This is a genomic window from Providencia sp. PROV200, assembly GCF_049901995.1.
GTDB classification, from domain to species: Bacteria; Pseudomonadota; Gammaproteobacteria; order Enterobacterales; family Enterobacteriaceae; genus Providencia; species Providencia rettgeri_E.
On the sequence record NZ_CP096307.1, the window covers coordinates 1,663,425 to 1,676,338 of the forward strand.

Annotated in this window: 12 protein-coding genes; 4 read left to right on the forward strand and 8 right to left on the reverse strand. The window is 41.0% G+C overall.

What is annotated here, in order from left to right; genetic code table 11:
• The first annotated feature begins 172 nt into the window (after nucleotides 1-172).
• Together M1E86_RS07595 and M1E86_RS07600 are read left to right on the forward strand one after the other, a co-directional pair.
• Nucleotides 173-883 (forward strand): RNA ligase family protein, encoded by a 711-nt coding sequence (locus M1E86_RS07595; protein WP_125891097.1) that lies wholly within the window; start codon nucleotides 173-175, stop codon nucleotides 881-883.
• The gene (locus M1E86_RS07600) at nucleotides 880-2,019 is read left to right on the forward strand and encodes an AAA family ATPase (protein WP_213913319.1); all 1,140 of its coding nucleotides are present in this window, start codon (nucleotides 880-882) and stop codon (nucleotides 2,017-2,019) included. The genes M1E86_RS07595 and M1E86_RS07600 overlap by 4 nt, the downstream gene beginning before the upstream one ends.
• Nucleotides 2,020-2,057: 38 nt before the next feature.
• Here the strand turns inward: M1E86_RS07600 and M1E86_RS07605 are convergent, their stop codons facing one another.
• The 8 genes from M1E86_RS07605 to citC form a co-directional block, all read right to left on the reverse strand.
• Nucleotides 2,058-3,116, reverse strand: a complete 1,059-nt coding sequence (locus M1E86_RS07605) for a 4-oxalomesaconate tautomerase (RefSeq protein ID WP_213913318.1) — start codon at nucleotides 3,114-3,116, stop codon at nucleotides 2,058-2,060.
• 168 nt (nucleotides 3,117-3,284) lie between these two features.
• Entirely contained in the window at nucleotides 3,285-4,718 is a 1,434-nt protein-coding gene (locus M1E86_RS07610; protein WP_125890862.1) for an anion permease, read from the reverse strand.
• A 249-nt stretch (nucleotides 4,719-4,967) separates the two neighbouring features.
• Nucleotides 4,968-5,858, reverse strand: coding sequence for a triphosphoribosyl-dephospho-CoA synthase CitG (citG, locus tag M1E86_RS07615; protein ID WP_213913317.1), 891 nt, complete (start codon nucleotides 5,856-5,858; stop codon nucleotides 4,968-4,970).
• Nucleotides 5,845-6,384, reverse strand: coding sequence for a citrate lyase holo-[acyl-carrier protein] synthase (gene citX / locus M1E86_RS07620; protein WP_125890864.1), 540 nt, complete (start codon nucleotides 6,382-6,384; stop codon nucleotides 5,845-5,847). The genes citG and citX overlap by 14 nt, the downstream gene beginning before the upstream one ends.
• Before the next feature lie 3 nt (nucleotides 6,385-6,387).
• Nucleotides 6,388-7,914, reverse strand: coding sequence for a citrate lyase subunit alpha (gene citF / locus M1E86_RS07625; RefSeq protein ID WP_213913316.1), 1,527 nt, complete (start codon nucleotides 7,912-7,914; stop codon nucleotides 6,388-6,390).
• A 10-nt stretch (nucleotides 7,915-7,924) separates the two neighbouring features.
• Nucleotides 7,925-8,821, reverse strand: coding sequence for a citrate (pro-3S)-lyase subunit beta (citE, locus tag M1E86_RS07630; RefSeq protein WP_102139288.1), 897 nt, complete (start codon nucleotides 8,819-8,821; stop codon nucleotides 7,925-7,927).
• On the reverse strand, nucleotides 8,821-9,117 hold the full coding sequence (gene citD / locus M1E86_RS07635; RefSeq protein WP_004255457.1) for a citrate lyase acyl carrier protein: 297 nt from the start codon (nucleotides 9,115-9,117) through the stop codon (nucleotides 8,821-8,823). Before citD ends, citE begins: the two co-directional genes overlap by 1 nt.
• Nucleotides 9,114-10,190, reverse strand: coding sequence for a [citrate (pro-3S)-lyase] ligase (gene citC, locus M1E86_RS07640; RefSeq protein ID WP_213913315.1), 1,077 nt, complete (start codon nucleotides 10,188-10,190; stop codon nucleotides 9,114-9,116). Before citC ends, citD begins: the two co-directional genes overlap by 4 nt.
• Before the next feature lie 368 nt (nucleotides 10,191-10,558).
• Between citC and dpiB the strand changes: the two genes are divergently transcribed.
• Nucleotides 10,559-12,187 (forward strand): sensor histidine kinase DpiB, encoded by a 1,629-nt coding sequence (dpiB, locus tag M1E86_RS07645; RefSeq protein ID WP_213913314.1) that lies wholly within the window; start codon nucleotides 10,559-10,561, stop codon nucleotides 12,185-12,187.
• Nucleotide 12,188: 1 nt separating this feature from the next.
• Nucleotides 12,189-12,869: a two-component response regulator DpiA gene (dpiA, locus tag M1E86_RS07650; RefSeq protein ID WP_125890870.1), complete on the forward strand. Its 681-nt coding sequence runs from the start codon at nucleotides 12,189-12,191 to the stop codon at nucleotides 12,867-12,869.
• Nucleotides 12,870-12,914: the final 45 nt, after the last annotated feature.

Here is a 12,914-nt window from a genome sequence, read left to right on the forward strand (position 1 = left end):
CTAAAATTCAACTGTTTTCCTTCAATTTCGCTAATTTTGACCCTTAGCTAAGTAAAAATGAGGCCGTTACTCGGAATAGATATGTAATACCTACACTTGATTTCTCAACAATTAAAGACGCAAATCTAGCAAAAAGATTTGTGGTTATTTCTATTTCTTTAGAGAAAGCATGATGAATATGCAATCAAGAAAGTATGGTAGAACGTATCACTATCCGTTCTCCCCAGGTACGACGAGTGATGATCGCATCAATAGCGATTGGTGGTCGCACATCCAAAATATAGACAAACTGGTTCATACAGAAAAACTGGATGGTGAAAATAATTGTTTAAACCGTCACGGGGTTTTTGCTCGCTCTCATGGAGCACCAACCCAATCAGCATGGAGCCAGCAAATTCGCCAACGTTGGCAGCTGATTAAAGATGATTTAGGGGATATTGAACTATTCGGTGAGAATCTTTACGCAATACATTCCATTGAATATCAACATATTGAAGATTACTTCTATGTATTTGCGGTGAGGCAGGGGGAGTATTGGCTCAGTTGGGAAGAGGTGCAATTTTATGCAGCTCTATTTGATTTTCCAACCGTCCCTCAATTAGATTTATCACTCAGTAAACACATGAACAAGCAAGAATATGCAAGTTCATTAATTACTGCTGCATCATTAGATAGCCAATTTATTGCGTGTGATACTCATACAGGGGAAGCCTGTAGCATGGAAGGTATTGTGAGCCGCGATAGCCAAGGTTTTCATGTGGATGATTTTATGGCGCATGTTTTCAAATATGTGCGTAAAAACCATGTTAAAACGGATATCCACTGGAAGCGGCATTGGCAGAGAGCCAAGCTGGCCTTTGAATTACAAGGAGAACAGCCATGAGTTGGCAATTAACCCAATGTCGTGACTGGACACAGCTTGAAAAACAGTTCGATTTTGTGCGTGATATGCAGTATGTGCCGCAAGACCGTTTGCACCATGCGGAAGGTAACGTGGCTATTCACACCCAAATGGTGTTAGCGGCTTTAGAAGGTTTGTCTGAATATCAACAGCTTCCTGAGCTTAAACAACAAATCGTTTGGGCGGCAGCCTTGCTGCATGACGTCGAAAAACGCAGTACGACAAAAGAAGATGAAGAGGGGCGGATCCATTCACCTGGACATGCCAAAAAAGGTGAGTTATCTGTACGAAATATATTATTTCGACAAATAGAAACGCCCTTTGCTATTCGTGAACAAATTGCGGCTTTAGTTCGATTCCATGGCTTACCGCTTTGGTTAATGGAAAAGCCAGATCCTGAGCGCACGTTATTTGCCGCATCTTTGCGGGTTGAAATGTCTTTATTATGTCTGTTAGCGAAAGCGGATGCGATGGGCCGTGCGTGTGAAGATAAAGCGGAACTTTTGGTCAGAATCGAGCTATTTGAACTATTCTGTCGTGAGCAGGGTTGTTGGGACCAACCTAAATCATTTGCGTCACCAGCTGGGCGCTTCCAGTATTTTCATCATCAAAAGGGCACTACGGATTACCAGCCTTTTGAAGAAAATGGAAGTGAAGTGATAATGTTATGTGGCTTGCCGGGGATGGGAAAAGACCATTTTATCAAACGGTTTTACCCACAAACGGCAGTTGTGTGTTTAGATGATATTCGCCGAGAACATAAAATCAACCCAGCAGATAAAAATGCACAAGGGTGGGTCGCTCAGCAAGCGAAAGAGCAAGCAAAACGATTGTTACGCACGAAAACCCACTTTATTTGGAATGCGACGTCATTGAGTGCCTCTTTACGGGGAACTATGATCAGCTTATTTGAACGCTATCAAGCCAAAATCCATTTAGTTTACTTGGAAGTGCCATTTAAACAGTGGCGGCAACAAAATCAACAACGTCAATATGCGGTACCGGAGCAAGTTATGGAGAAAATGGCAGGGAAGTTAGAATTGCCGACGCCAGATGAAGCTCATCAAGTTTCCTATTATATTGATGGTAATTTTGAGCCGTTACTTGCCGAAAAATAAAATTCATCACCTGCCTCTAGATAAGAGGCAGGCTAATATTAGTTTGAAGGAACGTATACGTTGCCTTCAAACAGTTTTCTTGCTGTTCGAATAATTGAAGCTTGAAGCCCTTCCGGTGAGTTGCCTTGTTGACTTAATGATACCTCAAATTTACCACTTAAATGCTCAATAGAAATGTTGCTCATATCAACAGACTGAATGTATTGCTGAGTAATACTGTCCGGGATCATAGTGCTTGTGGCAATGGCGATAGCACCAGTGACGGCAAGTGCGCCATGGCATTTATGCGGCATAAAATAGCGGACATTAATTGTTCCACCGTGAATGGCAGGTGAAATCAATATGGGTTTAGGAATGACTTTTTTACTTACATCACCAAGCCCCATCATTGCCCCTGCTTTTATACGAATAGCCTCTAGCTTTTGCATAAACTCGGCATCGGACTCCAGTTGTTCCGCAGTTTCATAACCTGTTTTGTTGAGTTGAGGGGCATCAATTAACACCACAGGCGTCGCCATATCAATGCAGCTGACATCAATATCTTCAATAGTATCAATTCCATGGCCTGTAGGGAGCAATTTCCCTGTTTTTGTTCCACAAGCATTTAAGAATGTCAGTGCTACAGGCGCTGCACGACCAGGTACGCTAGCAATTTCGGTATTTCCCTCATAAGTTACATGGCCATCAGGGGTTTGTACCCTAGAGTTGATGAAAGTATTCGTATTGACATTGCGGATCCTGACGGTGGTTGTCTCACCAGAGACCGGCACCAATCCTTTTTCAATAGCAAAAGAACCCACTGCACAAAGAATATTTCCGCAATTCGGTGCGGTATCAACAAGACGTTCAGTAATAGAAACCTGAGCAAATAGGTAATCAATATCGGCATCAGGGTGGGGGGAAGGGCTAATAATAGCGACTTTACTGGTCTGTGGGCTGCCTCCACCAATGCCATCAATTTGCAAAGCATGGCCAGAACCCATAATAGCGAGGATCAGTTCATCACGTTGTTGAATATCAGTTGGAAGGTCATCAGCTAATAGAAAAACGCCTTTTGAAGTTCCGCCACGCATTAGTGTGCAAGGGATTTTTTTCATCTGTTTACCCATCATATTTCGCGCTGTAGCTGTGTTTGCTACACTCAGCCCCTCAAGTCACATACTGAAGTATGCATCCTTGGGATGTCTTTGTTTTGCCGCCTTGTTTTGTTGTTAAATAGGGCACAATCATGATTGTGCCCATCGTGTCGGTTTATTGACGAAGAATTAAATTAATCCAGTACTGATTAAAATTTCCCACCAACCTAAACCGATAGTCATGTGAACGAATAAGCTAATGAAGGCAACTAACCCACCGATGATCCACCAAGAACGGATATCGTTATAACCTGCACCGAATACGATAGGTGCTGCCGCGCCGCCATAGTGAGTCACGCTGCCGCCGTAGGCATTCGAGAACAACAATCCCAGTGCGAGTAACATCGGAGGAGCCCCAGCAACCATACCCACAGTGGCAAATACTGGAACCATGGCTGCAACGTAGGCACCACCGGAGGCGAATAAGTAGCGAATGGCAACACTGATAAACATGATGACAAAGAACGCTAACATTGCTTGATCACCGAAGGAAAGGTATTGGCTCATGGTATCGGCGAGCCACTTGAAGAAACCGGCTTTTGTGAGTACGCCTGACATGCTGATAATACCACCGTACCAAATCAGGGTATTCCAACCGCCTTTATTCTTCAGCACGTCATCCCAAGTTACAACACCAAGGATCAGGGTCAATGCCATAACTGCAATCGCGACGCTAGAGGCGCTGACGCCGATAAGGTCAGAGAAAATCCAGCCGCACAGCGCGATAACAAAGACAATCCCCAGCAACTTTTCACGCATAGTCATTGGGCCTAAATCTTCAAGGCCTTTGGCTGCGATCTCTTTATTGTTCACCTTTTTCAACTCAGGTGGATACAGTTTGTAGATCATTAATGGCGTCAAAATCAGCATAATTAAACCTGGCACGGAGGCTGCAAGTGCCCATCCGCCCCAACTTAAATGGATGCCCATAATGTCACTCATCATGGCAAGGGCGAGTGCATTCGGCGCCATTGCAGTTAAGAACATATAGCTGGTGGTTTTGGTCACCATATAGACGTTGACGAGGAGGTAGTGGCCTGCTTTACGTGGGCTTTTTTCTGGATCAGATCCTAAAGCAACGGCCACACTATTGATGATTGGGAAAACAATTCCCCCAGCACGCGCGGTATTCGATGGGGTTGCAGGCGCGATAATTAAATCAAGGATTGCGGTCACATAACCGAGCCCTAATGTTGTACCGCCTAACTTGCCAATCAAAATATAAGAAAGACGTTTACCTAAACCAGTAATAACAAAGGCAGCACTCAGAGTAAATGCAGCAAATACAAGCCATGTCGTACCGGATGCATATCCGCTTAAAACTTCACTTGCTTTGACATCTTTAGTCCCTGTTACCCCAATAATTACCGCACTCGCAGCAATAGTGGCTAATAGAATAACAGGCTCTGAATAGGGTTTAAGTACCAATCCAACAATAGCGGCAAGGTAAAGACCAAATAGCAACCATGCAATATGTGGTAGCCCCGCAGGTGTTGGTATTAAAGCAATAATAATTGGAATGGCTATTAAAACTAATAGCTTCCATATTTTTTCTTTTTGCATAAGCCAATTTCCTTGATTAAATCAATATTAAATTTATTTAATATTAAATTGAATGAACTTTAATATTAGGAATTTGTTAAAGTGACAATGTTTTTAATATGGCTGTATCTTGAATGAATATAATGAATCTTATTTTCATTACTCATTCACTCTAAGGTATATAATTTATTTAAATAATTAATTGGTTTTTATTTGGTTAATTCGTTTTAATTTTTTAAATTATCCCTGTGTTAATTAATATTAAAATAGTTACTTTATGTTAATTAAAGACTGGTTGGGTAATCGGGCAAAAAACCAAGTCAAAATTAATAAATCCGCACTTCCTCCTGGACTCATGTTTAGTTGAATACATTCACTGTCGAATTGTTTAACCTTAACTAAATCATCATCGGTATTAATACCTGAGATTAATAGCTGTTTTGCGCGTAGCTTTACCCATGTTAATCCTTTGACGCCACCGCGATTGACAATGTTTGTATCGTCATTCAGGCTCATGAGGAGAATTAAAGTATCAAGCAGGGCGATATCCGCGAGTTTGCCCTTGGTGAGTTGCTGCAAATAATAGGGAAGTGAATGTTTGATTACTAACGAATAACCGCCTTCCGCTTCACCTCTTGCGCCTGTTAACCCATGTTCCTGATATAAGCGGCGGCCAGCGGTAGGGTTTTCGGTTTTTTGTTTAAGTTCATTGGTAATTCCCTTACACATACTGGCAACCAACAAGCTCACACTTTCAGGTGAAACAAATTGTTGTTGTGCAATCAAACGGCCTATTACGGTTAAAACTAAACCCAAGGAAAAGATACTGCCTTTATGGGTATTAACCCCTTTAGTCGCACGGAACATCGACTTTTCGCAATCTATGCCGATAGGGCGAATGAGGGGTAATAGTTGTTCGATAGGACAATCTTTATATTGGGCACCTGCCTGTAAAAACCGAGGAAAATGTATTGCGATGGCATTGGCACTTAAATGAAAGTCAGTAAGGGCCATATCTTTATGGGCACCAGTATTGTGTCTGTCGACTAACCCAGGCTTAGGAGTTAAATTCACTTCGGCTAACATCGCATGCCATGCTAATTGGCTGTAATAGCTAGCTAATTTCTCATTTATATGGCTGAGCTGTTTAGTAGGTTGCATTCGCTAGCGCCTCAATACGATTAAGTATCTCAACCAATGAATGTGTTCGCTGACGAGCACAAATTTTCGCTTCATTTTCACAAATTAAGCATTGCCTTGGTGGTAAATTTAACTGGGAGCGCGAATATTGCTGCCCATTCGCATCAAATACATCAAAATCCCATAATCGACCAGCAGGAGACGACTCTTCTAGGTAAATTAACGCTTTTTTAATCTCGATAGCATCGCCATCAACAGCGACCAAACACTCTGGTCCAGTTTTTAACGCCCACGATTGTTGTGATAAAAACACCCACTGCCCGCATGAAGCAATTTGTTTAAGCGCATTTAGGCCCTGATTAAACACATGTCTAACAAGAGAGTTGTCTTTGACAGCTCCAGGAAAAACGACAGTAAATGAAATCAAGGTTACCTGATGGAGACCAATCCATGCTTGTTGACGAGCCAGACGGGCATCTCGGCTATCCAACAGTTCAGGTAAAGAAATTTCAAATTGCTCTTGAGTATCAGGCAGTGGGCAAAACATAGTTTACTCCTTCACTTGATGAACAACATCAATGACTGAGCCATCACGATAACGCACAACAGCAACGACTTTATCTGTAAATTCAATTGGGTTAGGCGTTCCAGTGAGTAATTGTGCTCGTTCTCTTAACCAGCTCATTGAAACGGTTTTGATACCTTGGTTTTCAAGTTGCTGTTTTAATTCAGGACGAGCAGGGTTAACGGTGATCCCATGGTCAGTGACCAAAATATCTACACTTGACCCCGGCGTTACACAAGTGAGCACCTCGTCCACTAAAGTTGGAATGCGTCCACGCACCAGAGGAGCAACAATGATAGACAGTTTAGAGGCAACGGCAGTATCGCTATGGCCACCAGAAGCACCACGAATAACCCCATCAGAACCCGTTAACACATTGACATTAAAGCGTGTATCGATTTCTAGTGCACTCAGCACAACCACATCAAGCATATCAACAGAGGCACCTTTTGAGTCAAAACAAGCGTATTGATTTGCACTGATTTCAATGTGATTTGGGTTGCGAGCGAGCGACTCAGCCGCTGCTTTATCGAAGCTTTGAACGTCTAATAATTTGCGAATTAAGCCTTTTTCATGCAAGTCGACAATGGTTGATGTAATGCCACCTAAAGCAAATCCCGCAGTAATATTATGGCGTCTCATTTTATCTTCAAGGAAACGAGTCACGGCAAGAGAAGCACCACCCGTGCCGGTTTGTAGTGAAAAACCCTCTTTGAAGTAGCCCGACTTTTCGATCACATCAGCGGCAGTACGTGCGATCAGAAGTTCACGAGGGTTTGATGTCATGCGAGTCGCATCTGCCCCGATTTTATCTGCATCACCCACGCGTTTAACTTTGACGATATAATCGACTTCATCTTGTTTAATACTGGAAGGGTTATGAGGGTAATCTAATACTTCTTCAGTCAGCATCACCACTTTTTTTGCGGTTTCAGCATCAATTTTGGCGTAACCTAACGAACCACAGCAGGCTGTTCCTGTATATCCGTTTGCATTACCGTATTCATCACATGATGGGACGCCAATAAAGGCCACATCAATAACGAGTTCACCATTATGAATTAGATTGGCTCTTCCTCCATGTGAATGGATTTGTACAGGTTCTTCTAATTCACCCCGTGAAATAGCTTCAGCGAGTGGACCCCGGATACCTGAAGTATAAATTTTACGAATAACGCCATGACGAATATGATCAACAAGAGGTGAGTGGCAAGCACTTAATGAACTGGATGCAAGTGTTAAGTTGCGAAAGCCCATTTCTGCAATAACTTGCATCACCATGTTGACGGTAAGATCGCCGCCACGGAAGGCGTGATGGAAAGAAATTGTCATGCCGTCTTTAAGGCCAGAACGACGAATAGCGACTTGTAAATCATCACACAATTTGCGGTTTCTCGGTTTTTGCACTTGCTGCTGCACTTTACCGATATCTTTGAATTCACGTAGTACATCATCAGTACTTGGTTGTAAGTAGGCTGATACGCGAGCCTGGCGCTGAGTATTATTTGTCATTTTTATTGCCTCACTCTTCCCTAATTCCTGATAATGCTGCTCGTGATAACACGAGACGAGCTCTGTCAATAACTGGGCCATCGACCATTTTTCCGTTCAATGAAACTACGCCTTTACCTTCAAGGGCTGCGGCATCAGCGGCTTCTACAACACGCTGCGCATGGTCGACTTCTTTTTGAGTTGGTGCATATAAATTATGAAGTAACTCAATCTGTCTTGGGTTAATTAATGATTTGCCATCAAAGCCGAGTTGTTTAATGTGAGCGGCTTCGCGTAGGAAACCTTCTTCATTATTCGCATCAGAATAAACGGTATCAAATGCTTGAATACCGGCTGAACGAGCGGCTTGTAAAATGGCGCACCGAGCATAGAGGAGTTCTACGCCGTCTGGAGACCGCTCGGTGCGCAAATTGCGGACATAGTCCTCGGCACCTAATGCGATGCCTATAAGTCTTGGTGATGAATGAGCAATATTCACTGCTTGAGTGATACCCATTGGTGATTCGATAGCCGCTAACAACCCTGTACTACCTTCTTCACGGCCACAACTTTTTTCTATACGTAAGATTTCACTTTCAATATCAATCACATCTTGCGCAGTATCTGTTTTAGGAAGACGGACGACTTTCGCACCACCACGAACAACGGCTTCAAGGTCAGCAACACCAAAGGCGGAATCTAATGCATTGACCCGTACAATGGTTTCAATATCTTGATAAAGTGGATGCTGCAATGCATGGTAAACTAAGCGACGAGCAGTATCTTTTTCGCGCAGAGTGACTGAGTCTTCAAGGTCGAACATCAAAGCGTCGGCTTTATAAATAAAGGAATTACTCAACATCGCTGCATTGGAACCGGGAACAAACAGCATACTTCTGCGTGTACGTGATTTTTGTTCTGGAGTCATTATTTATCCTCCCAAGGCAGGTAATCGATATCACAGGCGCGAGCCAATAAAGCTTCTAAACGGGCTTTAAGTACACATTCCAGCGCACCTTTATCATCTACAATGATTTGTGCCCCTTGAATATCATGCTGCTGGATCACTTCTTGAACGATTTTTGCGATAGCATCTCCAAACTGTTTTTCAACGCTACTGGTAATTTGTATTGAGACCTCTTGAGTGTCTTCTAGCGGCTCTATGCGAACCATGACATCACTTGATTCAAGTGTGCCAGCTACTGCTGCGTGCTTTATCTTCATATTTCACCTATGGCTAATTCAGAACTTTCGGTGTGGCTTTGAGCTGATGCGATTTGGTTGGCAACCATTTCTTGCAAATATTGATAGGTTGCCTCAGGCACAATAGGCTTAATTGCCACAAGATCTTTTTTAGCGAGCAATCGTCTCACTTGTGAGGCAGAAACTGCCGTTCCATTGATGATTGTTCGCGGAAATTCAACGAGTTCTATAGGTGGAAAATTCATAGCATCGGTTTTTAACCAAAAGCGCATGTCTTGGTTATATTGGTTGGTGACTTGGCAAAAAGGTTCCGAGCCTACGAATCGATGGGTTATCCCCAGAGCAGGGGCGATATATTGGCGAAATATCTTAATGTCTATTTCGGTGTAACAGTTATTGGCAACCGTTTTGTCTTTAATAAAGTAGCAAGGAAACGTCGCTCGAGAAATAATATACTCGGAGCCTTTATGAATAGTGAGGTTTTCTATTCCTTTTGTCCCTGCTTCGATTAAATTTAATCTCACTTTATAAGGGAAACGCGATGTATCTTCTTTGACAACAAATAGGTGTAGCCAGTCACAGGCCTTCGCGGCTTGCTCGATTAAATAGCGATGACCAAGGGTGAAGGGATTGGCATTCATGACGATTGCACCGATCTTTTTGCCTTCTTTACGTTGTGCTTTTAAACTTTCGATATAACGCTTTAGATAACAACAACTGTTTTCCATCAACACCATAATATCAGGAACGGTGGCAATAGTATGAAAACCACATTGTTGAAATAAGCTTTCATTTTGGAATTTGGTATAAATAAACAAATGCGTTGTATTATTTTCGTAAGCAAGATTAACCAGTTCTGTTGCTAATTTTAATGCTAGGCCTTCACCTCGAGCATCATCGCTGATAGCAACGCATTTAATAACATTTTTTGCTAAGCCACCACACGCAATTAATTTTTCATTGCGAGAAATCGTAATGAAAACGTCAATGCTTGAATCAAGCTCTAAGTCGTTTTCCTTTAAAAACTGAGTTATTTCAGCAAGTTTCCTGTTCTCATGACGTTTTACTTGGTTAAACGTTATGTTTTCGAACATAATAGTATCCTGCATCTCTTTTAGAGATGTTTTTAAAATGTTGCTAATGTTAAAGTTAATTAAATAAATTCTCTTTTGTTATTCTTATAATAATAAATAGATTTTCTTATTTAATTACCCTCTTTGATATTTATATTAAAGGTACTGTGTTTAATATATTTGACCTATTTCATGTTTCTCAAATGAGATTGTATTTGTTTAATGGTTTTAAAGTTTTTAATTATTTGATAAGTTTTTTATTGCTTGGTTTTAATGTGTTTAATTATTAATATGTGTATTATACCTTTGGCTTGAATCCGATTTATCGGTTATCCTACTATTTCTGAGTTAACAAAATTTTTACTTTTCAGCCAGTAACGAGATATAACATGAAAAAAGAATATGCACTCTCTTCATTGAAAAAAGTAAATTCAGTTTCATTTTCAGTACGAGTATTTTTTCTGTTATTGATAGTTTCTGTTTTTTTAACTCTCGGGTTGGGTAAGTACTTTACAGATACAGCTGAAAATCGATTAATTGCGAACATTCAATCATTGGCGATGAGCCAAGCAAAGTTAATTGCTTCTATTGATGGTGTTGTGCAATCAGTAAAGAATAGAGATATTCCTAGGCTGAAAGTTATTGCCGATAAACTAAACCAAGATTCTAACTACGATTATGTGGTTATTGGTGATGAAAAATCAATTCGCCTATATCACCCAAATAGCCAAAAAATTGGTTTTCAAATGCAATGGAACAAGCCAGGAGCTTTAGAGAAAGGGGAAAGCTATTTCATTAATGGTGAAGGCTCAATGGGAAATGCGGTTAGAGCAAAGACACCTATTTTTGATGAGCAAGGCAAAGTGATTGGCGTTGTGTCCATTGGCTACCTATCCAACAAAATAGATACATCACTCAGTGAGTTGTTTGTACAGACAGGCGCTACTTTTTTGGGAATACTGGTTATATTGCTCTTCTTATCGTGGGCATTTTCACGTTTAATTCAAAAGCAAATGTTGGGTATGGAGCCTGAAGAAATAACCCAATTAGTTTTAGTGCAAAAAGGGATATTTGACGCTGTTTTTGAAGGTATTATTGCAGTAAATACTCAAGGGCAAATAATTAATATTAATTCTAACGCTCGGAAAATGTTATCTCTAAGTAAGCCATTGGGCCAGTTAACGGGAAGCTTTGTGTCGGAGCATATTTCGCCAACTGATTTTTTTATGACCGATATTGAAACGACCAAGCATGACGTAATCTGTGAGTTTAATGGCCTAAATGTGATTGCAAGCCGTGTGGCGATTCGTGATGAAGAACATCTTGTGGGAGCGGTTATTAGCTTCCGTAGCCAAAATGATATTGAATCGCTAAACTCACAGTTGACTCAAGTTCGTCAATATATAGAGAGTTTACGGACTTTACGACACGAACACCTTAATTGGATGTCAACACTTAGTGGATTATTGCAAATGAAAGAATATGACCAAGCATTGGCACTGATTAAAGGCGAATCAGAATCTCAGCAGCAATTAATTGATACACTTCGTGGGCAGTTTTTTGATAAGCAAGTTGCGGGTTTATTATTTGGTAAGTACCACCGAGCCAAAGAATTAGGGTTAAAATTAAAATTTACTGAGGGTAGTCAGTTACATGAACTGCCTGATTCCTTAAATGGTACTGAATTTTGTGCCATATTGGGTAATCTACTCGATAATGCGTTTGAAGCAAGCTTGAAAAATAATCAGGGTAATAAACAAGTGGAATTATACCTTTCTGACGAAGGAAAGGAGATTGTTATTGAAGTTGCGGATCAGGGGTGTGGTTTCCCGTCAGAAATTCAAAGTAAATGGTTCGAGCGCGGTGTGACAACCAAAACAGATGTAACTGATGACCATGGTATTGGGCTCTATCTTGTTGCGTCTTATGTTAAACGCTGTAATGGTGCGGTTCTTATTGAAGAAAATCAACCGCATGGTACAGTATTTTCAATATTTATTCCGAAAGTGAAGATATAAAATGATTAAGATAAAAATCCTCATTGTGGAAGATGAGTTGCTGCTTGCCGAAATGCACAGTGAATATATAAAAGCCTATCCTGCATGTGACAAAGTTTGGCTTGCAGGTAATCTTGCCGAAGCAAGAAAAATGGTTGAATACATGAAACCAGACCTGATCTTGCTAGATAATTATCTACCTGATGGAAAAGGCATTGATTTGGTTCACGAATTAATACAAGAAAGAAATAATGCAGACATCGTATTTACTACAGCTGCAAGTGATATGGATACCGTCTCTGAAGCGATCCGTTTAGGCGTTTTTGATTATTTGGTGAAGCCGATTGCCTACGAGCGCTTAGGACAAACATTAGATAGATATATTCAACGTAAATCTGTTGTACAGGAAAATAGCAAAACGAATCAAAGTAAAATTGATGATATGTTTAATACTTATGCACGTGGGGAATCTAAGGAAGAACTTCCAACAGGTATTGATATTATTACACTTGAAAAAATACTCGCGTTGTTTACTGAACCTGATGTGCAATATACGGCGGAAAGTATTGCTGAAACAATCAAACTTAGTCGCACTACAGCAAGACGTTATTTGGAATATTGTTTAGCGAAAGATAAAATTGAAGCCGAAATTGAGTATGGTAAAGTTGGCCGACCGCAACGGATTTACCGTGCCAAGTTGTGAGCGATTGAATTAATAGTATATGTCGACAGACACCCTGCATTGGTT